At 63.4% G+C, this 24,648-nt stretch carries 23 protein-coding genes and 1 rRNA gene; 4 read left to right on the forward strand and 20 right to left on the reverse strand.

The window, feature by feature from the left end; translation table 11 throughout:
* The 3 genes from ACFODV_RS00005 to ilvC form a co-directional block, all read right to left on the reverse strand.
* Nucleotides 1–117: ribosomal RNA gene (locus ACFODV_RS00005) — 16S ribosomal RNA — on the reverse strand; the annotation flags it as partial.
* 581 nt (nucleotides 118–698) lie between these two features.
* Nucleotides 699–1,580, reverse strand: a complete 882-nt coding sequence (gene pssA, locus ACFODV_RS00010) for a CDP-diacylglycerol--serine O-phosphatidyltransferase (RefSeq protein WP_379752736.1) — start codon at nucleotides 1,578–1,580, stop codon at nucleotides 699–701.
* 163 nt (nucleotides 1,581–1,743) lie between these two features.
* Nucleotides 1,744–2,760, reverse strand: coding sequence for a ketol-acid reductoisomerase (gene ilvC, locus ACFODV_RS00015; RefSeq protein ID WP_379752739.1), 1,017 nt, complete (start codon nucleotides 2,758–2,760; stop codon nucleotides 1,744–1,746).
* A 173-nt stretch (nucleotides 2,761–2,933) separates the two neighbouring features.
* Between ilvC and ilvY the strand changes: the two genes are divergently transcribed.
* On the forward strand, nucleotides 2,934–3,821 hold the full coding sequence (gene ilvY / locus ACFODV_RS00020; RefSeq protein ID WP_379752742.1) for an HTH-type transcriptional activator IlvY: 888 nt from the start codon (nucleotides 2,934–2,936) through the stop codon (nucleotides 3,819–3,821).
* 95 nt (nucleotides 3,822–3,916) lie between these two features.
* On the opposite strand, the gene ilvN is transcribed toward ilvY, so the two are convergent.
* Nucleotides 3,917–4,408: an acetolactate synthase small subunit gene (ilvN, locus tag ACFODV_RS00025; protein WP_379752745.1), complete on the reverse strand. Its 492-nt coding sequence runs from the start codon at nucleotides 4,406–4,408 to the stop codon at nucleotides 3,917–3,919.
* Nucleotides 4,408–6,132: an acetolactate synthase 3 large subunit gene (locus ACFODV_RS00030; RefSeq protein ID WP_379752748.1), complete on the reverse strand. Its 1,725-nt coding sequence runs from the start codon at nucleotides 6,130–6,132 to the stop codon at nucleotides 4,408–4,410. The genes ilvN and ACFODV_RS00030 overlap by 1 nt, the downstream gene beginning before the upstream one ends.
* On the opposite strand from ACFODV_RS00030, the gene ACFODV_RS00035 reads away from it, so the two are divergent.
* On the forward strand, nucleotides 6,107–6,253 hold the full coding sequence (locus ACFODV_RS00035) for a hypothetical protein (protein WP_379752832.1): 147 nt from the start codon (nucleotides 6,107–6,109) through the stop codon (nucleotides 6,251–6,253). The genes ACFODV_RS00030 and ACFODV_RS00035 overlap by 26 nt on opposite strands.
* Nucleotides 6,254–6,669: 416 nt before the next feature.
* Here ACFODV_RS00035 and clpB read toward each other — a convergent pair whose 3' ends face one another.
* The 3 genes from clpB to rluD all read right to left on the reverse strand — a co-directional run bounded on the left by clpB (nucleotide 6,670) and on the right by rluD (nucleotide 11,154).
* Entirely contained in the window at nucleotides 6,670–9,252 is a 2,583-nt protein-coding gene (clpB, locus tag ACFODV_RS00040; protein WP_379752751.1) for an ATP-dependent chaperone ClpB, read from the reverse strand.
* A gap of 162 nt (nucleotides 9,253–9,414) precedes the next feature.
* Nucleotides 9,415–10,170, reverse strand: coding sequence for a peptidoglycan editing factor PgeF (pgeF, locus tag ACFODV_RS00045; RefSeq protein ID WP_379752754.1), 756 nt, complete (start codon nucleotides 10,168–10,170; stop codon nucleotides 9,415–9,417).
* A 24-nt stretch (nucleotides 10,171–10,194) separates the two neighbouring features.
* Nucleotides 10,195–11,154, reverse strand: a complete 960-nt coding sequence (rluD, locus tag ACFODV_RS00050) for a 23S rRNA pseudouridine(1911/1915/1917) synthase RluD (protein ID WP_379752757.1) — start codon at nucleotides 11,152–11,154, stop codon at nucleotides 10,195–10,197.
* 142 nt (nucleotides 11,155–11,296) lie between these two features.
* Between rluD and ACFODV_RS00055 the strand changes: the two genes are divergently transcribed.
* Nucleotides 11,297–12,121 (forward strand): outer membrane protein assembly factor BamD, encoded by an 825-nt coding sequence (locus tag ACFODV_RS00055; protein WP_379752760.1) that lies wholly within the window; start codon nucleotides 11,297–11,299, stop codon nucleotides 12,119–12,121.
* Nucleotides 12,122–12,201: 80 nt separating this feature from the next.
* On the opposite strand, the gene ACFODV_RS00060 is transcribed toward ACFODV_RS00055, so the two are convergent.
* The gene (locus ACFODV_RS00060) at nucleotides 12,202–13,833 is read right to left on the reverse strand and encodes an NAD+ synthase (RefSeq protein WP_379752763.1); all 1,632 of its coding nucleotides are present in this window, start codon (nucleotides 13,831–13,833) and stop codon (nucleotides 12,202–12,204) included.
* Nucleotides 13,834–13,975: 142 nt separating this feature from the next.
* Here ACFODV_RS00060 and ACFODV_RS00065 point away from each other — a divergent pair, with 142 nt between their 5' ends.
* Nucleotides 13,976–14,257 carry a PP0621 family protein gene (locus ACFODV_RS00065; protein WP_379752766.1) on the forward strand — a complete coding sequence of 94 codons (282 nt, stop codon included), beginning with the start codon at nucleotides 13,976–13,978 and terminating at the stop codon, nucleotides 14,255–14,257.
* Nucleotides 14,258–14,263: 6 nt separating this feature from the next.
* On the opposite strand, the gene thiO is transcribed toward ACFODV_RS00065, so the two are convergent.
* The 11 genes from thiO to rpsP all read right to left on the reverse strand — a co-directional run bounded on the left by thiO (nucleotide 14,264) and on the right by rpsP (nucleotide 24,622).
* Nucleotides 14,264–15,373, reverse strand: coding sequence for a glycine oxidase ThiO (gene thiO / locus ACFODV_RS00070; RefSeq protein WP_379752769.1), 1,110 nt, complete (start codon nucleotides 15,371–15,373; stop codon nucleotides 14,264–14,266).
* Nucleotides 15,374–15,411: 38 nt separating this feature from the next.
* Nucleotides 15,412–16,029 carry a YitT family protein gene (locus tag ACFODV_RS00075; protein WP_379752772.1) on the reverse strand — a complete coding sequence of 206 codons (618 nt, stop codon included), beginning with the start codon at nucleotides 16,027–16,029 and terminating at the stop codon, nucleotides 15,412–15,414.
* A gap of 10 nt (nucleotides 16,030–16,039) precedes the next feature.
* Nucleotides 16,040–17,842, reverse strand: a complete 1,803-nt coding sequence (locus tag ACFODV_RS00080) for a single-stranded-DNA-specific exonuclease RecJ (RefSeq protein WP_379752775.1) — start codon at nucleotides 17,840–17,842, stop codon at nucleotides 16,040–16,042.
* Between the two features lie 11 nt (nucleotides 17,843–17,853).
* Entirely contained in the window at nucleotides 17,854–19,242 is a 1,389-nt protein-coding gene (thrC, locus tag ACFODV_RS00085; RefSeq protein ID WP_379752778.1) for a threonine synthase, read from the reverse strand.
* Nucleotides 19,243–19,245: 3 nt separating this feature from the next.
* On the reverse strand, nucleotides 19,246–20,562 hold the full coding sequence (locus ACFODV_RS00090) for a homoserine dehydrogenase (protein ID WP_379752780.1): 1,317 nt from the start codon (nucleotides 20,560–20,562) through the stop codon (nucleotides 19,246–19,248).
* A 69-nt stretch (nucleotides 20,563–20,631) separates the two neighbouring features.
* The gene (locus ACFODV_RS00095; protein WP_379752783.1) at nucleotides 20,632–21,372 is read right to left on the reverse strand and encodes a DsbC family protein; all 741 of its coding nucleotides are present in this window, start codon (nucleotides 21,370–21,372) and stop codon (nucleotides 20,632–20,634) included.
* Between the two features lie 3 nt (nucleotides 21,373–21,375).
* A complete protein-coding gene (xerD, locus tag ACFODV_RS00100; RefSeq protein ID WP_379752786.1) occupies nucleotides 21,376–22,275 on the reverse strand; it encodes a site-specific tyrosine recombinase XerD in 900 nt (299 codons plus the stop codon).
* Nucleotides 22,276–22,412: 137 nt separating this feature from the next.
* Entirely contained in the window at nucleotides 22,413–22,769 is a 357-nt protein-coding gene (rplS, locus tag ACFODV_RS00105) for a 50S ribosomal protein L19 (RefSeq protein WP_290788351.1), read from the reverse strand.
* 136 nt (nucleotides 22,770–22,905) lie between these two features.
* Nucleotides 22,906–23,706 (reverse strand): tRNA (guanosine(37)-N1)-methyltransferase TrmD, encoded by an 801-nt coding sequence (trmD, locus tag ACFODV_RS00110; protein WP_379752826.1) that lies wholly within the window; start codon nucleotides 23,704–23,706, stop codon nucleotides 22,906–22,908.
* A gap of 29 nt (nucleotides 23,707–23,735) precedes the next feature.
* Nucleotides 23,736–24,287 carry a ribosome maturation factor RimM gene (gene rimM, locus ACFODV_RS00115; protein ID WP_379752790.1) on the reverse strand — a complete coding sequence of 184 codons (552 nt, stop codon included), beginning with the start codon at nucleotides 24,285–24,287 and terminating at the stop codon, nucleotides 23,736–23,738.
* A gap of 86 nt (nucleotides 24,288–24,373) precedes the next feature.
* A complete protein-coding gene (gene rpsP, locus ACFODV_RS00120) occupies nucleotides 24,374–24,622 on the reverse strand; it encodes a 30S ribosomal protein S16 (RefSeq protein ID WP_290788357.1) in 249 nt (82 codons plus the stop codon).
* Between the last annotated feature and the right edge of the window lie 26 nt (nucleotides 24,623–24,648).

The raw sequence follows: 24,648 nt of genomic DNA on the forward strand, positions 1-24,648 counted from the left end.
TACTCACCCGTCCGCCGCTCGTCAGCATCCAGCAAGCTGGACCTGTTACCGCTCGACTTGCATGTGTTAGGCCTGCCGCCAGCGTTCAATCTGAGCCATGATCAAACTCTTCAGTTTACGATCATATCGTCCTTACCCTTCAATGAAGGAAGCGGACCAAACTTGGCTCAAGGGTCAAACGGTTCTCAAAAAGACCCGAAGGTCTTTTACGAGTCGCTTGCCTTGATGTTTCAGTGACTGATCACCGACACATCGACAAGCGCCCACATGAATTACCTGATCGATTGTTAAAGAGCGGCTCCCGTCTCGTACCGAGTGGAGCGTCTCGCTGTGCTGCCGGGGCGGGGCTTACCAGAGGTAGCGGCTCCGTCTCGTCAGCGCCCTGCGAGGAAGGCGTATTCTACCGATTTGCGTCAGCGTGTCAAGCGGGNAGAACAATCACTTCCTCAACTTGCCACCGCCGACAACGTTGCTCGTTGCCCGCAGCGGATGCGTACTTTACGACGTTCCCCGCCACCCCGCAAGGGCCTTACGCTAAAAAATGTCAGGCACATGGCAGAAAGACGAAAGGGAGGTGACGGAAGCGCCCGGAGTGGGAGTGATAGCCACCGCCAGTGAGGGCCGTCGTAACACGACAACGCCCGCACGAGGCGGGCGTTGTCGTATGCGATGATAAAGGAGCTCGACCGAAACAGTGCTCAATCGACGGGTGTGGCATGCTTCATCTTGCGCATTGCCGCCATCACCGGACCGGAAGCCACGTAGGTACCGAACAGAAGCAGCAGCATCACCGAAGGTTCTACCGAGATCACGACAAAACCAAGCACGATGGCCAACAGCACCACAAATGGCACTGGCCCCTTGAGATCGATGTCCTTGAAGCTGTAGTAACGGATATTGCTGACCATCAGCACGCCTGCCGCACCGACAATAACCAACATCAGCAGCTTGAAGCCGAAGGCCTCGGCATCGAAGCTATGGAAGGTCCACACGCTGGCGGCAACCAGGGCCGCCGCCGATGGACTCGGCAGGCCGATAAACCACTTCTTGTCGACGCTGCCGATTTGCACGTTGAAACGCGCAAGGCGCAATGCGGCACAGGCCACATAAAGGAAGGCCACCACCCAGCCGGTCTTGCCAATGTCCTGGAGGATCCAGGTGAATGCCACCAGGGCCGGTGCCGCACCGAAGGAAAGCATGTCCGACAAGCTATCGTACTCGGCGCCGAAAGCGCTCTGAGTATTGGTCATGCGTGCTACCCGACCATCCAGGCCGTCGAGCACCATGGCGATAAAAATCGCCACAGCGGCGGCGGTGAAATCGCCGTTGATGCCGGCCACGATCGCAAAGAAACCTGCAAAGAGCGCAGAGGTCGTGAAGAGATTGGGTAGCAGATAGATCCCCTTGCGGCGGACCTTCTGGCCGTCTTCCACGGCCTCCTCGATCACCTCAGTCTCGCGCACGAAGGCCGCAGCCAGATCCTCTTCTACAGGGGGCGCACCCTCAGAAGAAGCCTTGTCGGCCGGCTCGGCATCCGGCCGGGCGGGGTCATGATGTGTGGTGCGGTAGTCCTGACTCATGCGTGTCGTCCATTGCAAAATGAGGTCGCCCAGAGGGCAAGCGTTCATTCTACACACCCGTCGCGCACCCACAACGCCGAGCGCCCCTGCATTTGATCGCCCAAAACAAACCAGGGGGCGCGGAAATCCGCGCCCCCTGTTGGCTTCGAAAGCCGTTCGAACATCAGTTCTTGGACTTGTCCACCAGCTGGTTGGCGGCGATCCAGGGCATCATGCCACGAAGCTTGGCACCCACGATCTCGACCTCATGCTCGGCGTTCAGGCGGCGGCGAGCGGTCATAGAGGGATAGTTGCTGTTGCCTTCCTGAATGAACATCTTGGCGTACTCGCCGGTCTGGATACGCTTGAGCGCATTGCGCATCGCCTCACGAGACTGCTCGTTGATCACCTCGGTACCGGTCACGTACTCGCCATACTCCGCGTTGTTGGAGATGGAGTAGTTCATGTTGGCGATACCGCCTTCGTACATCAGATCGACGATCAGCTTGAGCTCGTGCAGGCACTCGAAGTAGGCCATCTCGGGGGCATAGCCCGCTTCGGTCAGGGTCTCGAAGCCGGCCTTGACCAGCTCGACGGCACCGCCACACAGCACAGCCTGCTCGCCAAAGAGGTCGGTCTCGGTCTCGTCCTTGAAGGTGGTTTCGATGATGCCGCTGCGGCCGCCGCCAACGCCGGCTGCGTAGGAAAGCGCAAGTTCCTTGGCACTACCGGAAGCGTCCTGGTGGATGGCAATCAGATCAGGGATGCCACCACCCTTGACGAACTCGGAGCGCACGGTATGACCGGGGGCCTTGGGCGCGATCATGATGACGTCCAGGTCCTTGCGCGGCTCAATCTGGTTGTAGTGGATGTTGAAGCCGTGGGCAAAGGCCAGGGTGGCGCCCTGCTTCAGGTTCGGCTCGACCTCGTTCTCGTAGATTGCCTTCTGATTCTCGTCGGGGGCCAGGATCATGACCACGTCGGCGGTCTTGCAGGCTTCCGGCACGCTGGCGACCTTGAGGCCGGCAGCCTCGGCCTTGGCGGCAGAAGAGGAGCCTTGACGCAGGGCGACGGTAACGTCGACACCAGATTCCTTGAGGTTGTTGGCGTGAGCGTGTCCCTGGGAACCGTAGCCCACGATGGTGACCTTCTTGGCCTGGATGAGGGAGAGGTCGCAATCCTTGTCATAGTAAACGTGCATGGTGCAGCTCCTGGAACGATGGTCAATGTAGGTGTCAGCGTTGGTGTTCACCCGCACCGTATGACGCGGGACTAAGTTCGCGACATCGGATGAAGACACCATACGCCAGCCCTTCTATTGCGTAAAACGCGATATTTGCAATACCACATGCCATGATATGCAATACTGTGGGCATGGACCTGCGCCCCCTTAAACACTTCCTGACCCTGTCGGATAACCTCCACTTCGGCCGCGCCAGCGAGGCCTGCCACGTCAGCCCGTCGACCCTGTCTCGCACCATCCGACAGCTGGAGGATAATCTCGGCGTGACGCTCTTTGAGCGTGACAACCGTCACGTGGCCCTGACCCGCCATGGCGAAACCTTCCAGGTCTTCGCCCGGGAGGCCCTGGAACAGTGGGAGCAGCTTCGCCTGTCGCTGCAGAGCGAGGCACTTCGCCTCACCGGCGAGATCAGCGTCTACTGCTCGGTCACCGCCAGCTACAGCTTCCTCTACGCACTGCTCAGCGAGTTTCGCACCCACCACCCCGGCATCGAACTCAAGCTGCATACCGGCGACCCCGCAGAAGCGATGGCCCGCGTGCTGGCCGGTGAGGAGGACATGGCGATTACCCCCCGCCCACGGCGCACTCCGAAGGCGCTGGCCTTCAAGTCGCTGACCCGAGCGCCGCTGGTTTTTATCGCACCCCGGCAAGCGGCCGCCTGGATGCCTTCTACCCCGGAGTCACCCAGCGCCGAGCAGTGGCGTGAGGTGCCGATGATCCTCTCCGAAGCCGGCCTGTCGCGGGAGTTCGCTAACACCTGGTTCCGGGCGCTGGGCGTGACGCCGAAGATCTACGCCCAAGTGGCGGGTCACGAGGCAATCGTCAGCATGGTCGGGCTGGGGTTCGGCATCGGCGTGGTACCGAAGATCGTACTCGACAACAGTCCGCTCCAGGAACGGGTGCGGGTGCTGGCGGTGAAACCGGAACTGCCCCACTACGATGTGGGCCTCTGCGTGCTAGAGCGACGCCTGAAGAGCCCACTGATCAGAGCGCTTTGGGACGAGGTCATTGAGCGCTGATAGTCCACCCTTCATAAAAAGACTGCCATAACAAGACTGCCATAACGCAAAGGCCGCCCCGAGGGGCGGCCTTTACCTTCTACCGGCTGACTGATTTACAGAGACAACACCTTGTCGCCGCGAGCAATGCCGGAAACACCGGTACGCGCCACCTCGAGAATACCCACTGGCGCCATGGCCTGCAGGAAGGCATCGAGCTTTCCGGCATAGCCGGTGATCTGAACCGTATAGAGGCTCGGTGTCACGTCGACGATCTGAGCACGAAAGATATCCACGGTGCGCTTGACCTCGTCTCGGGCCGCGCCCAAAGCCTTGACCTTCACCAGCATCAGCTCACGCTCGATGTGATTACCCTCGGTGAGATCCACCAGCTTTACCACGTCGATCAACTTGTTGAGGTGCTTGGTGATCTGCTCGATGACCCGGTCGTCGCCTACGGTGGTCACTGTCAGCCGCGACAGGCTCGGATCCTCGGTAGGCGCCACGTTCAGCGTCTCGATGTTGAAGTTGCGCTGAGAGAAGAGCCCCACCACGCGAGACAGGGCGCCCGGTTCATTTTCCATCAGAATCGAGATGATATGGCGCATCAGGTCCGCTCCGTCTTGGAAAGCAGCATGTCACGCATGGAGCCCAGAGGCACCTGCATCGGATAGACGTGCTCGTGCGGGTCGACCTTCACGTCTAAAAACACCAGTTCGTGCTTGTCGGCAAGCATTCGCTCCAGTGCCGGCTCCAGCTCATCGATGGTGTTCACCGTGATCGCGGTAAAGCCATAGGCCTCGATAAGCAAATGAAAATCGGGCAGCGACTCCATGTAGGAATTCGCATGGCGGGCCTTATAGTTGAGATCCTGCCACTGGCGCACCATCCCCAGTGAAGCGTTGTTGAGATTGAGAATTTTCGGACCAATACCATACTGCTTACAGGTGGAGAGCTCCTGCATCATCATCTGGAAGCTGCCCTCGCCGGTCACGCAGATAACATCGTCGTCGGGAAAATTCTGCTTGATGCCCATCGCCGCCGGGAAGCCGAAGCCCATGGTGCCGAGCCCACCGGAAGTAATGAGCCGATTGGGCTTTTCAAACTTGTAGTACTGGGCCGCGAACATCTGGTGTTGGCCGACATCCGTGGTAATAAATGCTTCTCCACGCGTCACGCGACACAAGGCTTCCACCACTTCCTGCGGCTTGAGCATCTCACCGGACTTAGAAGGCTCATAGAGCTTGCCCACGCGCTCCTCGCGCCAGCCGTCGATCCTTTGCCACCACTCGGCAAGCGCCTCCGGGTGGGCAATCTCCTTGCCTTGCACCAGGCTGATCATCTCACTGATGACGCTGCCGGCTGGCCCCACGATGGGCACGTCGGCGCGCACGGTCTTGGAGACCGAACTCGGATCAACGTCCACATGAATAATCTTGGCTGTGGGACAGAACTTGGAGGTGTTGTTGGTCACCCTGTCATCGAAGCGCGCACCGATAGCGATGATCAAATCGGCATGGTGCATTGCCATGTTCGACTCATAGGAGCCATGCATGCCAAGCCAGCCAAGACACTGTCGATCACTCTGCGGGTAGGAGCCGATACCCATCAGGGTCGTTGTGATAGGGAAGTCAAGCCGCTTGACCAGATCGGTCAACCCCTCACTGGCCCGCCCTAAGACAACACCGCCGCCGGTGTAAAACATCGGGCGCTTGGCCTTGAGCATCATCTCCACGGCCTTCTTGATCTGGCCGCTGTGCCCGCGAGCTACCGGGTTGTACGAGCGCATCTTGACCTTCTTCGGATAGATGTACTCGTAACGCTCGGTGGGCGCGGTCATATCCTTGGGAATGTCCACCACCACCGGGCCAGGACGGCCGGTGGCCGCCAGATGATAAGCCTTCTTGAGCACTTCCGGGATCTCGGACGGATGCCTGATCGAGAAGCTGTGCTTAACGATGGGGCGTGTCACGCCGATGATATCGGTTTCCTGGAAGGCGTCATCACCGATCAGATGACTCATCACCTGACCGCACAGCACCACCATAGGTATCGAATCCATGTAGGCGGTAGCGATACCGGTGACGGCGTTGGTGGCACCGGGACCGGAAGTCACCAACACCGTACCTGGCTTGCCGGAGGCCCGAGCATAGCCGTCGGCGGCATGGGTGGCGGCCTGTTCGTGGCGCACCAGGATGTGCTTGACCTTATCCTGGCGAAACAGGGCGTCATAGATATGCAGCGCCGCGCCGCCTGGATAGCCATAGATGTATTCAACGCCCTCATCCTGGAGGAATCGGGCGATCATGTCCGCGCCTGAAAGCAGTTCCACTGATGTCTCTCCCCTGGAGGTCTCGAGTGCGATCCGTGTCTCCAATGCGAAACACGGGGTCGAGTGCGGCGGTATGCCGCTGCCGGACACGCCGGCACCTGATGCCAAACCCTGGCAGTAAGGGCCCTGTTGGGGCCTGCACTCTCATTCGGGACCGTTGACTCGTACAACACCAATCAACCGTTCCCTATCGCGGCAGATCGCCACGTCGGGGCGTTGGCCGATCCGGGCGGTTGGCCCAGATTCGGAAGTCCTTCGGCGGGTAGAGGCCATGAGGCCTACCCTTCGCGCGGGAGTGGGGGGTTGCCCGCAAAAGTCCGCGCCCGCAAATCAGGAACCGACAAGATTCCATTAGCGACGCAACGGTGTCAACCGTGGGGAAACCCTTGGAGGTGTCGTAGCAAGTATAAGTGTCAATAAAAGAGCCCGCCGGGTGGGACACCAGGCGGGTAAAAGGGGTTACAGGACGCAACCTAAGAATCAGTGTAGTCCGTCAACGGACAGGCGCCCGGACGACTGCGTAACGCTTTGTTCGCCTCAGCTCTGAAACACCAGCTGGCTACCCTCGGCGTCCACATGGATGACATCCCCGGGCAGAAACTTGCCAGCCAGCAGATCCTGGGCCAAAGGGTTCTCGATGCGGCTCTGGATCGCCCGCTTCAGTGGACGCGCGCCGTAAATCGGGTCAAAGCCCACCACGGCAAGTTGCGCCAGGGCCGCATCGCTGACTTCCAGTGACAGGCCATGCTCGGCCAGGCGCGTGCGCAGGCGATCGAGCTGAATGCCGGCAATGGACTGGATCTGCTCCTGCCCAAGGGCATGGAAGACCACCACCTCGTCGATGCGGTTGATCAGTTCGGGCCGGAAGTGGGTGCCCACCACTTCCATCACCATTTCCTTCATCTGCTCGTAATCGGCGTCATCGCCGCCTAGACGCTGGATGATGTCCGAGCCGAGGTTGGAGGTCATCACGATCACCGTATTTCGGAAGTCCACCGTGCGGCCCTGGCCGTCGGTGAGGCGACCGTCCTCAAGCACCTGCAACAGGATATTGAAGACATCCGGGTGGGCCTTCTCCACCTCGTCAAGCAGCAGCACCGAGTAGGGCTTGCGACGTACCGCCTCGGTCAGATAACCGCCCTCCTCGTAGCCAACATAGCCGGGAGGCGCCCCGATCAGCCGCGCCACAGAATGCTTTTCCATGAACTCCGACATGTCGATACGCACCATGGCTTCCTCGGTATCGAAGAGGAAGTTGGCCAGCGATTTGCAGAGCTCGGTCTTGCCCACCCCGGTGGGGCCGAGGAACAGGAAGGAACCGTTGGGGCGGTTGGGATCCGAAAGGCCGGCGCGGGAGCGTCGCACGGCATTCGAAACGGCGGTCACCGCCTCGTGCTGACCAATAACCCGCTCGTGCAGCGCCTCTTCCATGCGCAGTAGCTTGTCGCGTTCGCCCTCGAGCATCTTGGAAACCGGGATGCCGGTCCAGCGCGACACCACTTCGGCAATCTCCTCCTCGGTAACGTTAGAGCGCAGCAGGGTGTGTTTCGAGGTATCAGCCTCCGCCTCGCTGGACTCGGCGATCTTCTTCTCGAGCCCGGGGATCACCCCGTACTGCAGCTCGGACATCCGCGCCAGGTCACCTTGGCGCTTCGCCTGTTCCAGCTCGATGCGAGCCCGCTCAAGCTCCTCCTTGAACTGCCCCGCCCCCTGGATGCTGGCCTTCTCGGCCTTCCAGATCTCGTCGAGGTCGGCGTACTCACGCTCGAGTTCGCCGATCTGCTCCTCGAGATGCTCCAGGCGCTTCTTCGACGCCTCGTCGGTCTCCTTCTTGAGGTGCTCGCGCTCCATCTTGAACTGAATCAGCCGGCGGTCGAGGCGATCCATCTCCTCGGGCTTGGAGTCGAGCTCCATCCGGATCCGCGAGGAGGCCTCGTCGATCAGGTCGATCGCCTTGTCGGGCAACTGGCGATCGGTGATATAGCGAGTCGAGAGCTTGGCCGCGGCGATGATCGCACCGTCGGTGATGTCGACCTTGTGGTGCACCTCGTAGCGCTCCTTGAGACCGCGCAGGATGGCCACGGTGTCCTCCTCACTGGGCTCATCCACCAGCACCTTCTGGAAGCGGCGCTCCAGAGCGGCGTCCTTCTCGATGTACTTGCGGTATTCGTCCAGGGTGGTGGCACCCACGCAGTGCAGTTCGCCACGGGCCAGTGCTGGTTTGAGCATATTGCCGGCATCCATGGCGCCTTCAGCCTTGCCGGCACCGACCATGGTATGCAGCTCGTCAATAAACAGGATCACCCGACCCTCTTCCTGGGACAGCTCCTTGAGCACCGACTTGAGACGCTCCTCGAACTCGCCGCGGAACTTGGCCCCGGCCAGCAACGAGCCCATATCCAGCGACAGTACTCGCTTGTCCTTGAGGCCCTCGGGCACCTCGCCGTCGACGATACGCTGGGCCAGCCCCTCGACGATGGCGGTCTTGCCCACGCCGGGCTCCCCGATCAGCACCGGGTTGTTCTTGGTGCGCCGCTGCAGCACCTGGATGGTGCGGCGGATCTCGTCGTCGCGACCGATCACCGGGTCAATCTTGCCGCTGGCGGCGCGCTCGTTGAGATCGAGGGTGTACTTCTCCAGCGCCTCGCGCTGATCCTCGGCGTTGGGATCATCGACCTTTTCGCCACCGCGCACGCTGTCGACGGCGGTCCCCAGTGACTTGCGGGTCACCCCGGCCTGGGTCAGCAGTTTGGTCACCGCGTGGCCCATCTCCAACGCGGCCAGCAGTACCAATTCGCTGGCGATGTACTGATCCCCGCGCTTCTGGGCCTCACGATCGGTAAGGTTAAACAGCTTGATCAGGTCACGTGAGGGCTGCACCTCACCATCGAAGTTGGCGACCTTGGGCAGGTCGTCGAGGTGGCCCACCAGGCCGTCACGCAGCCGAGCGGCATCGCCGCCGGCCTTCTGGATCAGTGCCTTCACCCCGGTATCGGTGGCCTCCAGCAGTGCCAGCAGCAGGTGACCGGGCTCCAATTGGTTGTGGCCCCGGCCAACGGCCAGAGATTGGGCATCCGCCACGGCGTTCTGCAGCTTGGCGGTGAATTTGTCGAATCGCATGTGCTTTTCTCCATCGGGTTGACGGCGCGATCGGACGCACCGTTTGGCCCTGTCAATGTGTCTTGACAACATCAATGGAGTCAGGCTTGAGCAGTTTCAAGTCGCCCGCCAGCGGAAGCGCGCAGAGAATTGATAAGGGTCAAGGGAAAGACTGACGAGCGTCTAGCGCAACCAGATCACGCTGGCCATGCGGCCGGTGACTCCGTCATCGCGGCGGTGGGAGTAGAACCGCGGCTCGCAGGCGGTGCAGAAGTGGCCGCCGCTGATATGCGACACACCCAGACGCTCGAGGCGCAGGCGGGCCAGGCGGTAGAGATCCGCCATGTAGTGACCCAGGCGATAAGGGCTGGGGTCAAAAGCCTCGGCGGCCTCGGGATGCACGCCAACAAAGGCATGGTAGACCTCGGGCCCCACCTCGAACTGGGCGTTGGAGATCGCAGGCCCCAGCCAGGCCAGCTGCTCTTCCGGCGGCACGCCCATGGCAGCCACCGAAGCCTCCAGCACGCCGCCTGCCAGCCCTCGCCAGCCGGCGTGGGCTAACGCCACCCGAGTGCCGCGATAGTCGCTAAAGAACACCGGCAGGCAGTCGGCAGTGAGCACCACGCAGGCGTAGTCGCGATTGAACGCCACCGCAGCGTCGGCCTCGGGCGACGTCGGATCGAAACGCTGCTGTACTCGCGCGCCATGCACCTGGTTGAGCCACAGCAGGGGCCGCTCCTCATCGACCTGCTTTTGCAGCAGCCGACGGCAGAGCGCCACGTGGTCGGTATTGTCGCCCACATGGTCCGCCGGGTTGAAACAGGCGAAGTCGCCCTGGCTGGGGCCTGTTTCACGGGTAGTGACAAAAGCACCTACGGAGGTGGGTGCCGGCCAGTCAGGCAGTATCAGGGAAGGCCGCAGGTCGGGGGCATCGCTCATCGGCAGGTCCTCGGCGAAAACGGGTCAGCGCATCGTCTCGTGGTCGTGACGGAGGTAATCCAGCAGCATCAGGATGTCATCCGGCAGCTGAGAGCGAAAGGTCGCCTTCTCGTCGCTGACGGGGTGCACGAAAGCCAACCTGCGGGCATGCAGCGCCTGGCGAGGGAGCTCACGCAGGATCTCCTTGAGAGGCTCTGCGGCGCCGGGCGGTAGCTTCAGCCGGCCCCCGTAGACCGGGTCTCCCACCAGCGGATAGCGGAGATGCGCCAGATGTACGCGAATCTGATGAGTACGCCCGGTCTCCAATCGACAGCGCACGTGGGTATGAGCGCGGAAGCGCTCCACCACGCGGTAGTGGGTCACCGCCGGCTTGCCCGAGGCCGTTACCGCCTGGCGCTTCCGATCTTTGGGATGGCGGCCGATGGGCGCATCCACCTTGCCACCTGACGTCATCACCCCCACGCACACCGCGTCATACTCACGGGAGACCGTGCGGGCCTGCAGCTGCGCCACCAGGGACGCCTGGGCGGTCAATGTCTTGGCCACCACCATCAGGCCGGTGGTGTCCTTGTCCAGGCGGTGCACGATACCGGCCCGGGGCACGCCGGCAAGACGAGGACAGTGGTGTAGCAGGGCATTGAGCAGGGTACCGTCCGGATTGCCCGCCGCGGGATGGACCACCAGGCCCGCCGGTTTATCGATCACCAGCACCTCGTCGTCCTCGAAGACCACCTTCAGTGGGATGTCCTCGGGTGCAAAACGGGTGTCCTCTTCGATTTCGGTGGCTAGGCGCAGCCACTCGCCGCCGTAGATCTTGTCTCGAGGCCTCGCAAGAGCCCCATCAAGGGTGAGATCCCCGGCCTTGATCCAGGCCTTGAGGCGCTCGCGAGAGTAGTCGGCAAACAACTCGGCGGCCGCCTGGTCGAGGCGCAGGCCGGCCATGGCTTCGGGAATGCGTTGCTGGGCTTCCAGAGTCTGGGGCATTGTCGGGTGGCTGCCAGTCAGCAGGGTGAAGATAAAGGAGGTGCCGCACGGTGACTGCGTTTTTCCGCGCAGTGCTTTATAGTGAGCTCGTTTGGGTCGATTCTATCACGGCCCGTCCGTGTTGTTTGCCACGAGGATCACGATGCGCGTTTTCCGCCCTACTGCCCGTCTAGCGGCTTTGATGTTGGCCTCCAGCCTCTTGGTGGGCTGCGCCAGCAACGGCGCCACCCAGGAAGAAGATGACGAGTTCGCCGGCGTTGCCGAGCGCGAGCTCTATGAAGAGGCGCGCGGCTCCCTGGAGCGGCGCAACTTTACAGCGGCCATCACCCGGCTCGAGGCGCTGGATACCCGATACCCGTTCGGCAACCACGCCGAACAGGCTCAGCTGGAACTCATCTACGCCTATCACGAGAGCGGTGACTGGGAAGCCTCCCGGGCCGCGGCCAGCCGCTTCATCCGTCTTCACCCGAGCCACCCCCAGGCTGACTACGCCCTCTACTTGCGCGGCTTGTCTTCCTGGCAGGCGGGACGTTTCAGCCTAGAGCGTCTGAAGCTGATCGATATCTCCAAGCGAGACCTGGGTGCCTCCCGAGACGCCTACACCGACTTCAGCGAACTGGTGAGGCTCTATCCCAGCAGCCAGTACGCGCCGGATGCCCAGCAGCGCATCGTGTACCTGCGTAATCTGATTTCCCGCCACGAGCTCCACGTGGCCGACTATTACCTTCGCCGCGGGGCCTATCTGGCCGCCGTGGAGCGAGGCCGCTGGGTGATCGAGAACTATCCCGAGGCCGAGGCGTCCCGCGATGCTCTGGCGGTGATGGTCGAGGGTTACCTGGGCCTGGAGATGCGCGACCGCGCTCGCGAAGTTCTCGAGGTACTCATCGACAACGCCCCTCGACACGACCAGCTTCGCGGCCGGACCTTCGAGCCCAGGCACGTGAGCGCCCAGTCTCTATCAGCCTGAGGCAGAGCCAGCCAAGGTTTCCCCCGCACGTCAGAACGCCACCGTCTTTCCGGACGGTGGCGTTTGTGTTGGCCGAGTGGTTACTCCCCCGGCTGCCAGCCGTTGACGATCGGATAGCGGCGGTCGCGGCCGAAGCCTCGAGCGGTGACGCGCACGCCCACCGGCGCCTGGCGGCGCTTGTACTCGCAGCGATCCACCAGCCGGACCACCTTGTAGACGTCGTCGCGGTCGAAGCCTGCCTCGATGATCGTCTCGGCGCTCATGTCGCCCTCGATGTAACATACCAGGATGGCGTCGAGCACGTCGTAGTCGGGCAGGGTGTCGCTATCCTGCTGATCGGGGGCCAGCTCCGCCGAAGGCGGACGTTCGATGACCCGCTCGGGGATCGCCGGCGACTGGGTGTTCCGCCAGCGGGCCAGGCGATAGACCCAGGACTTGTAGACGTCCTTGATGGCGTTGTAGCCACCCACCATGTCGCCATAGAGAGTGGCGTAGCCCACCGCCATCTCGCTCTTGTTGCCGGTGGTCAATACCATCAGGCCCTTCTTGTTGGAGATGGCCATCAGCAGGACGCCGCGACAGCGCGACTGCAGGTTTTCCTCGGTGGTGTCGCGCTCGGTGCCCTCGAAGGTTTTCGCCAGGGTGGCCATGAAGGCCTCGACCATGGGCTCGATGGGCATCACCTCGTAGGCCACATCCAGCATCTCGGCCTGCTGCGCCGCATCCTCTCTGGAGATATCGGCGGTGTAGTGGTAGGGCATCATGACCGCGTGGACACGCTGGGGACCCAGAGCATCCACGGCAATGGCCAGCGACAGCGCCGAATCGATGCCGCCAGAGAGGCCCAGCACCACACCCTTGAAGCCGCTCTTGTTGACGTAGTCGCGCAGGCCGGTGACCAGCGCACAGTAGAGGTTCTCCTCGGGCTCGACGTCGGGTTCGGTTTCGCCCGGGCACGGCACCCACCTGCCCTTTTCCTTGATGAGCTGCACCGGCATGAGCCCCACCTGCCAGTGGGGGGCCTGCACCAGCAGCTCGCCGCCAGCACCCACGCAGGCAGAACCGCCGTCAAACACCAGTTCGTCCTGGCCGCCGATCATGTTGACGTAGACGATCGGCAGGGCGACCTCGGCGGCACGGGCCTCGAGCAGGCGCAGCCGCTCGGCGGGCTTGTCCTGGTGGAAGGGAGAAGCGTTAAGGCTGACCAGCAGTTGGGCGCCGGCAGCCTTGGCTTGGCGCGCCGGCGCCTCGTCCCATAGGTCCTCGCAGATCAGCAGCCCCAACTTGAGCCCCTTATGATCAAGCACCAGCGGCTCATTGCCCGCGGCGAAGTAGCGCTGCTCGTCAAATACCTGGTAGTTGGGCAGCGCCTGCTTGGCGTACTCGCCGAGCCACTCGCCGTTGTAGAGCGCACCGGCCAGATTCCAGGTCTGGCCTTCGCGGCGCCCCGGATAGCCGACGATCACCAGCACGTCGCGCACCACCTTCTCAGCCATACGAGTTCGGGCCGTGCGCAGGCGGGTCTCCATGGAGGGGCGCAATAGCAGATCTTCCGGCGGATAGCCGGTCAGGAAGAGCTCGGGGAGCACCACGATATCGGCACCATGCTCGATGCGCGCCTCGCGCACCGCCTCGATGGCGCGATCGGTATTGCCGGGAATATCCCCGACCAGCGGGTCCAACTGAGCCATCACCAGCGTCAGGTCTTGCATGGGCTTGGAAATCTCTCGAGAATCGTCGGGTAGTCCCATTGTCCCGCAAGGGCAGCCGACTGGCAAAGTCATCCCGTATCCACCTGGCAAGTTGAGCCAACGGGCAACGCGATACTGCCACCACCTGGGAGTCACGACTGGAATGAACCTCTTGATCATCCGCCTGATCATCTTTGCCGTGGTGTTCTTCGCCGGGCTCAAGTTATACCGCATGTACCGGGGGTGGAAGCTCGACCGTGAAGAGCTGCTGGAAAGCGACGATACCCGTCAGGAAGGCGGCCAGATGGTGCGCTGCAACTGGTGCAAGGTGCATGTGCCGGAAAGCGATGCGATCCGCGAGCAGGGCGAGTGGTTCTGCTCCACCGCCCACCTCGACCGTTATCTCCAGGAGCAGCAGGAGCAGACGCCCGAAGAAAAGGAGTAGCGCCTTCTACCCGGCCACCGACAAGCGGCCATTCAGGGCATAAGGTGCCGGGTCGAGAATCGGCTCGCGGCCCAGCAGCAGATCCACCAGCAGCCGCGTCGAGGCCGGCGCCAGCACAAGACCGTTGCGGTAGTGCCCGGCGTTGACATAGAGATTGTCGATTCCCGGTACCGCACCGATGAAGGGGACCCCGCCCGGCGAGCCCGGGCGAAGCCCCGCCCAGTGGTGCTCCACCTCGCAGTCGGCCAGAGCCGGAATAATCGCCGTGGCGCTTGCCCACAGCGAATCCCGAGCTTGGACGTCTGTCCTCTTATCGAAACCGCACTCCTCCAGGGTGGAGCCGGCCAGCACCCGGCCGTCTGCCCGGGGTATGACGTAGCGGCCGTCCATCAGCACCACGCGCTGCACCAGCCCCTGTGGCGCTCGGAACAGGATCATCTGTCCCTTCACCGGGCGCACCGGCAGGGAAACCCCCACCGTCTCCAGCAGGCCCGCCGCCCAGGCGCCGCCGCAGACGATCAGCTGGTCGCCGGCAACCGGCCCGGTGCGTGTCTGCACCGCCACCGCGCGCGCGCCGGCCATCTTGAACCCTGTCACCTCGACCCCCTCGCGCAGAGTCACCGAGGGCATCGCCTCCAACCGCGTCCTCAGCGATCGCACCAGCCGCGGATTGCGAATGCTGCCCAGCATCGGCATCCACAGCGCCTCGCTGAAACCAGGCGCTGCCTCGGGTTCCCGGGCATAGAGAAAGTCGGCATCGACGCGCTCGAGCCGTTTGCCCTGCTCTCGGGCCCAGCTCAGCGCGCGGGACTCTTCATCCACACGCAGATAGAGCAGGCCCCGCTGGCGATACTCCGGATCGACGCCGGCCTCTTCACGCAGGCGCTGCGCCAGCTCGGGATAGAACCCTTCCGACCAGCTTGAGAGCCGCGAGACAGCCGTACCATAGCGCCAGGGATAGAGCGGTGACACGATGCCACCGCCCGCCCAGGAAGCCTCCTGACCGCAACGACCACGCTCGATCAGGGTGACCGAGTGGCCCGCATCGGCCAGTTGCAGCGTCGTCATCATGCCGATGACACCACCGCCCACGACTAGGAATTCACTTGCTGCCATGCGGTGAACCGCCTCCTCTCACTTGCTTGCAGACAGGCTCAGCTGACGCCCATGTAGCGCCCGGGCTTGTGATTGAGCGCGATGATCAGGTTGAGCGCCACGGCACCCAGCACCGAGAGCCCCACTCGGTCCATCGGCAGCAGGGCCAGCGCCACCAGCATAATGACGCCATCGATGCCCAGCTGCACATAGCCGGCGCGCCAGCCGTGGCGATCCTGCAGGTAGAGCACCAGGATATTGACCCCGCCGAGACTGGCACGATGACGAAACAGGATCAGCATGCCGATGCCGATCAGGCAGCCTCCCATCAGCGAGGCGTAGATCGGAGCCACGCCATCGATATGGACCCAGCGGCCTGTCAGCTCGGAGAACAGCGACACCAGCCCAATGGCGGCGAAGGTTCGCAGAGTGAACGACCAGCCCATCCGACGGATGGCCAGCCAGTAGAACGGCAGATTGATCAGGAAAAACCAGACGCCGAACGGCCAGCCGCTGGCGTACTGAAGCAGGAAAGCCAAGCCAGCGGTGCTACCGGTAAGCAGCAAGGCCTCGGTATAGAGCGTCACGCCCAGCGCTACGAAAAGCGTACCGATCAGCATCGCCATCACATCTTCATAGTGGCGATGGGGGTCGGTGGGCAGCTCCTGAGGGTCCATGGTGACGTCCTTATCCGGGGTGGGCGTACTCGACCATCAGCTGCAGCGACTCGCGTCCTCTCCAGCGATTGCGGTTGAGCTTGAAGGCGCAGCGCAACGGATCGCCAACGCCGAACGCGGGCATCTCACCGGGGGTCAGGGCCCGGAACCAGATGGCACGGTGATTCGTCGCCCCTAGGGAGAGCTCCAGCATCAGGTGGGTGCCGTCGGCACCCACCGGGCGCAGGGCCTCTACCACAAAATCACCCTGAAACAGCGGCGCCTCGAACTCACGGCCATAGGGGCCCAGCGTTTGCAGCTCAGCCAGGGTTTCAAGGCTCAGCTGGTGTTCGGCCAGGTCGCCGTCGGTCAGGATCTTCGGGAAGAGCTCGGCACCACCGAGCTGTTCGTCTACCGCCTGCAGGAAGGCCGCCTTGAAGGCCCCGAGTCGCTCAGCGGGCACGCCGACGCCGGCCGCACCGCTATGGCCGCCGAAGCGCGGCAGAGCCTCAGGCGCCAGCTCGAAGGTGCGCTGCAGGGCATCGCGCAGGTGCAGTCCCTCGATGGAGCGTCCTGAACCGGTCAGCATGCCCGGCGCGACGGCCGGGGTCAGCACCAGCGCCGGACGCCCATAGGCCTGCACCAGCCGTGAGGCGACGATGCCCTGAACGCCGGGGTGACCGCTCTCGAGAAAGACCACCACGGCCGGCTCGTTCGCCGAGAGCGCCGGCAGCGCCAGGGCCCTGGCCTCTTCCGCCATATCGGCCTCGATGGCCTTGCGGGACTGGTTGTCCTGATCCAGCGTATCCAGATGCCGTGACGCCGTGGCGTCATCCACCGCGAGCATAAAATGCAGGGCCGCATAGGGGTCGTCGAGGCGGGAACGAGCGTTGATTCGCGGCCCCATCTGGAAGCCCAGGGTCTCGGCGTCGAAGGGCACGCTGTCGGCACCCAGGCGCTCGGCCATGGCCCGCCAGCAGGCGGCTTCCATACGGTTGATCAGGGCCAGGCCGTGGGTCACCACCGCTCGGTTGGCGGGACTTCTCCCCAGCGAGACGCAGTCCGCCACCGTGCCCAGCGCCACATAGGAGAGCCAGGGGGAAAGCTTGGGCGTCGCCTGGGGCAGAACGCCCCACTCGATCAGCACGCCACGTGCCAGCGACATCACAAGCCAAGCCACCATGCAGCCGGCGATAGTGGGGTCGGGGTAGTCGCAATCGTCTCGGGTCGGGTTGACCACGGCGTGGGCCGAGGGTGGCGGCCCCTCCACCGGCAGGGCGTGATGGTCGCTGACCACTACCTCAATGCCCTGGGCAACCAGGCGCGCGATGCGCGGCTCATCGGAGCTGCCGCAGTCGGCGGTGATCACCAGGCTAGGACGTGGCGAGAGGGCCAGGGCGCGCTCCACCAGCGGCAGGCTGATGCCATAGCCGTCATGGATACGGTGGCCGATCAGGCTATGCAGCTTCGACTCCGGCACCCCAAACAGCTCATGCAGGGTTCGTCGAATCACCACGTGGGAGGTAATGCCGTCCACGTCGTAGTCGGTGAGGATGCCGATATGTTCGCCGTCGACCACTGCCTGGGCGATGCGCTCGGCCGCGCGGCGGCCATCGGCCAACCGCGCGGGGTGGGCCAGGTGGCGCAGGCTGGGCGTCACCAGCGGCGCCAGTTCCCCATGATAGCCCGCCAGGCGCCCGGCCAGCACCCGCGCCTGGAGTTCCGAGAGCCCCTCGCGCTGGGCCCTTGCATAGAGCGCCGCGTCCCTTGGCCGCGGGAGAATCCGCGGCTTCAGGCGCTCGCTCAGTTCGATGGGGTCGATGACGGCGTTCAAACCGCCCACCACTAGCGCCGGTTCTCGGCCACGAACTGCTGCACGGCGGAAAGTTCGGCGGGCAGCACCGTATAGCGCTCGTCGCGCTCCAGCAGGTCGTCCATGTGCGGCGGCAGCGGCACGCCCGGGAATCCCGCCTTGACCACCGCCTCGGCGAACTTGGCCGGGTGGGCGGTGGCCAGGGTGATCATCGGTACGCTCGCGTCGCCCCGCTCGCGCTCGGCGGCGCGATAGCCGGTGGCGGTGTGGGGGTCGAGAATCTCGTGGGTGCGGTGGTGCGCCTCGCGGATCACCTCGAGCAGAGTGGCGTCGTCCACGCTGTGGCTGGCGAAAAGCTTGCGCAGCTGAGCCAGGGGCGCATCGGCCAGAGCGGCCGGCTCATCCTGGAAGCGCTCGAGCAGCGCGGCCACGGCGGTGCCATCGCGGCCGTAAGCCTCGAACAGCAGCCGCTCGAAGTTGGAAGACACCACGATGTCCATGGAGGGGGCCAGCGTCGCCTTGAGCTCCTGCTTGGAGAAATCGTTGGCGGTCAGGGTGCGGTGCAGGATGTCGTTGGCGTTGGTGGCGATCACGAAGCGTTCCACCGGCAGGCCCATGCGATAGGCCATGTAGCCGGCAAAGACGTTGCCGAAGTTGGCCGAGGGCACGCAGAAGCTCACCTTGCGGTGCGGTGAACCCAGCGCCACGGCAGAAGCCACGTAGTAGACGATCTGGGCCATGATGCGCGCCCAGTTGATGGAGTTCACCGCCACCAGCCGGGTACCGTTGAGGAACGACTGGTCGGCGAAGCTTGCCTTGACCATGGCCTGGGCGTCATCGAAGTTGCCCTCGATGGCGACGTTGAACACATTGTCGGCCAGCACCGAGGTCATCTGGCGACGCTGAACCTCCGAGACCCGCTGGTAGGGGTGGAGAATGAAGATATCGAGGTTGTCGCAGTGGCGACAGCCTTCGATGGCCGCCGAGCCGGTATCGCCGGAGGTGGCGCCCATGATCACCGCGCGCTCGCCGCGCTTCTTCAGGAAGTGATCGAGCAGCCGACCCAGCAGTTGCAGGGCGACGTCCTTGAAAGCCAGAGTCGGGCCGTGGAACAGCTCGAGCAGGAAATGGTTGGCATCGAGCTGGTTGAGCGGCACCACTGCATCGTGGCTGAAGGTGGCATAGGCCTCCGTCACGAGCAGGCGAAACGTCTCATCGTCGATCTCGCCATTGACGAAGGGCTGCATGACGCGAAAGGCGATCTCGGCATAGGAGAGGCCCGCCATGGCGGCCAGGTCATCGGTGGATAGCTGAGGCACGGTTTCCGGGACATAGAGACCGCCATCGCTGGCCATGCCGGTGAGCACGACCTCCTCGAAGGAAAGCGCGGGCGCCTGCCCGCGAGTGCTGATATAGCGCATGATTTATTCCTGCTCATCCAGAGATTCGACGCGGATCCGCATCACCGCACCGGCGATATCGGCCATGGCCTCGATCTGTCGGATCGCCTCGTTCATCTGCTTCTCGACCGTGCGGTGGGTCATCAGGATGATCGGCACCAGTTCGCCCTCGGTTGCCTCCTTCTGGATCAGCGCCTCGATGGAGATGCCCTGTTCGGCAAGGATGGTGGCCACCCGTGCCAGCACGCCGGGCCGATCCACCGCCAGCAGTCGCAGGTAGTAGGCGGAGATGATCTCCTCCATGGGCATGATCGGCAGCTGGCTGACGTCCTCGCTGATGCCGCTGAAGGCCAGGTAGGGCACTCGGTAGTGGTGGTCGGTGGAGATGTCCCGGGCCACATCGAGAATGTCGGCCACCACCGACGAGGCGGTGGGCTCGGCGCCGGCGCCGGCGCCGTAGTAGAGCGTCGGCCCGACCGCGTCGCCCATGATGGCAATGGCGTTCTTGACGCCATGCACATTGGCCAGCAGCCGCTCCTTGGGGATCAGCGTCGGGTGTACGCGGAGTTCCAGGCCCTGTTCGGTGCGCTTGGAGATGCCCAGATGCTTGATCACGTATCCCAGGTTATCTGCCTGCTCCACATCCTCGGAGGTCACCCGAGAAATTCCCTCGGTGAAAGCCTTGTCGAACTGCAGCGGCACGCCGTAGGCGATGGAGGCAAGAATGGTCAGCTTGTGAGCGGCGTCGATCCCCTCGACGTCGAAGGTGGGATCGGCTTCCGCATACCCCAGGGCCTGGGCCTCCGCCAGCACGTCCTCGAAGGCGCGGCCCTCGTCACGCATGTGGGTGAGTATGTAGTTGCCGGTACCGTTGATGATGCCGGCCACCCACTCGATGCGGTTGGCACCCAGGCCCTCACGCAGCGACTTGATCACCGGGATACCCCCGGCCACCGCCGCCTCGAAAGCCACGATCACGCCCGCCTCGTGGGCCGCCGCAAAGATCTCATTGCCATGCACGGCGATCAGCGCCTTGTTGGCGGTCACCACGTGCTTGCCATTCTGGATCGCGGTAAGCACCAGTTCCCGGGCCACGTCATAGCCGCCGATCAGTTCCACCAGCACATCGATATCAGGATTGGTGGCCACCTCGAAGACATCCGCGGTGGTCTGAATACCGGTGAGGTCGCACTCGGGGTTGGGCGTGCGATAGGCCACCTGCTCGATGACGATCGGGCGGCCCGCACGCCGGGCAATATCGTCTGCGTTGCGTGTCAGCACGTTGAAGGTACCGCCGCCGACGGTACCCAGCCCACAGATTCCTACTCTCACCGGTTTCAATGTCTCGCTCCTGCTCGTCTGTTTCTTTGTGTTCTGGCGTGGTGTCTATCGTGTATGGCTCGCCGGCACTCAGTCTTCGATGCCGAGCATGGCGGCCAGGCGTTCCGCCGGCACATAGCCGGGTACCAGGCGACCATCCGGCATCACGATGGCCGGGGTGCCCTGAACGCCGAGTTCCAGGCCCAGATGATACTGTGCCTCGACCGGATTGTCGCAATCGGCGGCCCCGGAAAGTGGCTCCTGGCGCTTAGCGGCGCTCATTGCCTCACTGGGATTGGCGTCGCACCAGATCTGCTGCATGGTGCGAGCGCCCTGAGCGTTCATGCCGGTGCGCGGAAACGCCAGGTAGTGCACCTCGATGCCCATCTCGTTGAGTCGTGGCACCTCTTCGTGGAACTGGCGGCAGTAGGGACAGGTCGTGTCGGTGAAGACCACCACCGTGGCGAGGCTCTCACCGGCGCCGCGGAAGATCACACGCTCGGCCTCGGGCACCTCGGCGAGGCGTTCAGCGCGCTCGCCATTGCGCCCCTGCTCGGTCAAGTTGACCAGTCCCTGGTCGCCGTTCTCGTAGAGGTCGCCGACCAGGAAGTGGCGCCCCTCCTCGTCACTGTAGAAGCGTTCGCCTGTTTCCAGGCGCACTGCGAACAAGCCCGCCACGGGCGTCTCGCTCACGCTTTGCACCGGCATTGATTGTCCATTGACCGCCAGCCGCTCGGCCAATCGTTCAGACGCATCGGCCTGTGCCAACAACGGAGCGGCAAGGGTGGTGGCCAAGAGGCCGCCGAGCAGGGTCCGGATAGAGATATTCATCATTCAGCCTCTGGGATGATGGTCGGCGTGCAGGCGCTCGAGGCGCGCCTGCGCCACATGGGTATAGATCTGCGTCGTCGAGAGGTCGCTGTGACCCAGCAGCAGCTGTACGACACGCAGGTTGGCCCCATGATTCAACAGATGGGTCGCAAAGGCGTGACGCAGGGTGTGCGGAGACAGCGGACGCTCGATCCCTGCCGTGCGCGCGTGCGCCTTGATACGGTACCAGAAAGCCTGGCGAGTCATGGATCTGTCATGCCGTCCCGGAAATAGCGCCGGCCGGGTGGCGTCGCGCATCAGCCCGCCACGAGACCCTCGAAGATAGCGTGACAGCCACTCTATCGCCTCCTCACCCAGCGGCACCAGGCGATCCTTGTCGCCCTTGCCGCGGACTCGCACCACGCCTTGGCGCAAGTTGACCGCATCGGTGGTCAGGCCGACCAGCTCGGAGACCCGCAGCCCCGCCCCATATAGCACTTCGAGCATCGCCCGGTCACGCAGGCCCAGATCGGTGGCGACATCGGGAGCGGCGATCAGTCGCTCCACCTCGGCCTCTTCCAGGGTATCCGGCAGGGCCGGGCGCACCCGAGGCAGCCGCACCTCGGCCAGTGGATCGCGCTCGACGAGCCCCGACTCCAGGGCCCAGCGGTAGAAACGCCGCAGGCTCGAGAGCAGCCGGGCGTTGCTGGTGAGTCGATAGCCCGCCGTGCGGCGCTCATCGAGCCAGGTCGGCAGGGCGGTCGGAGAGGACGCGAGTAGCGTCTCGCCGCACTCGGCCAGACGCCTCACCCAGGCCGAGAGATCCCGCCGATAGGCCGACAGGGTGTGTTCACTGACGCCCTGCTCGAGCCACAGGGCGTCGAGGAAAGCATCGATGCGGGCGCTGTCATCGAGCGTATTCATGGCGATTCAAGTGACCTTGTCGGGAAGGCCTGTCGGGGTACCTGGCCCAGATGGCAAGAAACCCCGCCCCGCGATGGCGGTGACGGGGTCTCGAAGGGCCGGTCAATGCCCGGCCCAACGGCGGCTGAGGCGGAGCCTCAGGCCAGCTTTTCCTTGATGCGGGCAGACCTGCCGCTACGCTCGCGGAGGTAGTACAGCTTGGCCTGGCGCACATCGCCGCGGCGCTTGACGCTGATGGAGTCGACCAGCGGGCTGTAGGTCTGGAAGGTACGCTCGACGCCGACGCCGTGGGAGATCTTGCGCACGGTGAAGGCGGAGTTGAGACCGCGATTACGCTTGCCGATCACCACGCCTTCGAAGGCCTGAAGACGCTCGCGAGTGCCTTCCTTGACCTTGACCTGGACGATGACGGTGTCGCCGGGCGCGAAGGGCGGGATTTCCTTGCTCATCTGCTCGGTTTCGAGCGCCTGGATCACTTTGCTCTTGCTGCTCATGACAACTGACTCCTTGATAACCTGATTCATCTGTCGGCTGGGATGGCCGATGAATCGTGATCCCGGCGCCCGAGTGAGCTCGAGAGCGCGGGAGATAATGGGTGACGCAGGTCCGCGACAGAGATTTCCCGAAGGATCAGCCCTCAGCGTCTCGCGTCCTGCACCTCCGCCCTGAACCGCTGTTAGGCAGGGCGTGTTCTTCGATGAACTCGGCCAACAGCTGACGCTGTTCCTTGCTCAGCATCCTGCCTTCGAGCAGGTCGGGGCGACGCAACCAGGTGCGCCCCAGGGACTGCTTCAACCGCCAGCGCCTGATAGCGCCGTGGTTGCCGCTGAGCAGGACCTCCGGCACACACCGTTCGTCGATTTCCTCCGGACGGGTATAGTGCGGGCAGTCTAGCAGCCCGTCGTTGAACGAGTCCTCGACCGCGGAATCCTGATGACCCAGCACCCCGGGTATCAGCCTTGCCGCGGCATCGATCAAGACCATGGCCGGCAACTCGCCGCCACTCAGCACATAGTCACCGATCGACCATTCCTCATCGATGTCCGCTTCTACCACGCGCTCATCGATGCCTTCATAGCGTCCGGCCACCACTACCAGAGGTGGGCCCGACGCCAACTCCTTTACGCCGGCCTGGTCGAGCCGACGCCCCTGGGGCGACAGGTAGATCACCTTGGGACGCTGACCGGTGGCCTGCTCGGCTCGCTCGCGGGCCGCATGTATCGCCGCGCGCAGGGTTTCGACCTTCATCAGCATTCCGGGGCCGCCGCCGTAAGGGCGGTCGTCCACGGTACGATGCCGGTCGGCAGCGTAGTCGCGAGGGTTCCAGAACTCCAGCGCAATCCGCCGCTTCTCTACCGCTCTCCCGGTAACGCCGTGACGGGTAATCGCCTCGAACATCTCGGGAAACAGGGAGACGACACCGATCCACATCGCCGCTTGCTCATCCGAGCCCTCGACCATCAGAATTCGGGATCCCACTCGACGGTCATGATACCGCCCTCGAGATCCACGTCGAGAATCACCTTCTCGGGCAGATAAGGCAGCAGCCGCTCCGCGGCGTCGATGGCCTCGGCGTCCAGTACACCCTTGACGACCATAACGTCGTTGGCGCCGGTTTCGAACAGGTGATCGATACGTCCCAGCACAGCGCCTTCGCGGGTCACGACCCTCAGGCCTTCCAACTGGTGCCAGTAGAGCTCTCCGGCGTCGAGCTCGGGCAGCTCTGACTTGGCCAGCAGAATGTCTGCACCTGCCAGCGCCTCGGCGTCTTCGCGGGTATCACACCCCTCGAACTGCGCGACCAGCCCCTTGCCGTGGCGACGCCCTTGCAGCAGACGTCGGCGCTCCAGGCTTTCGCCAAACCTCAACATCCACTCGGGGTAATCGAGGATGCCCTCCATGGGACTGGTGTAGGAATACACCTTGAGCCAGCCCTTGACGCCAAATGGGCTGGTCAACTTACCCAGCACCACGTGATCGTCAGCGGGCTTCACATTGGTGTGTTCGCTCATCGACGACCTCGGTGTTCTTGCTCGAACGTCTCTCGAACGTCTCTCGAACGTCTTCTCGAACGTCAGAGGAAGGCAGCAAGTCAGGCTCAAGCCTGCTTGCGAGCTTCCTTGACCAGTTCGGCAACGCGGTCGGAGAGCATGGCGCCCTGGCCCTGCCAGTGAGCAATGCGCTCGAGATCGACGCGGAGGCGCTCTTCCTGACCGCGAGCGATCGGGTTGAAAAAGCCGAGGCGCTCGATAAAGCGACCGTCGCGGGAATTGCGGGAATCGGTAACGGTCAAGTGGTAGAAGGGACGCTTCTTGGCGCCACCACGAGCCAGACGAATGGTAACCATGGCCTATTCAGTCCTTCGGTTGTGTT

The sequence above is a fragment of the Halomonas tibetensis genome, from assembly GCF_042643535.1.
GTDB classification, from domain to species: domain Bacteria; phylum Pseudomonadota; class Gammaproteobacteria; order Pseudomonadales; family Halomonadaceae; genus Halomonas; species Halomonas tibetensis.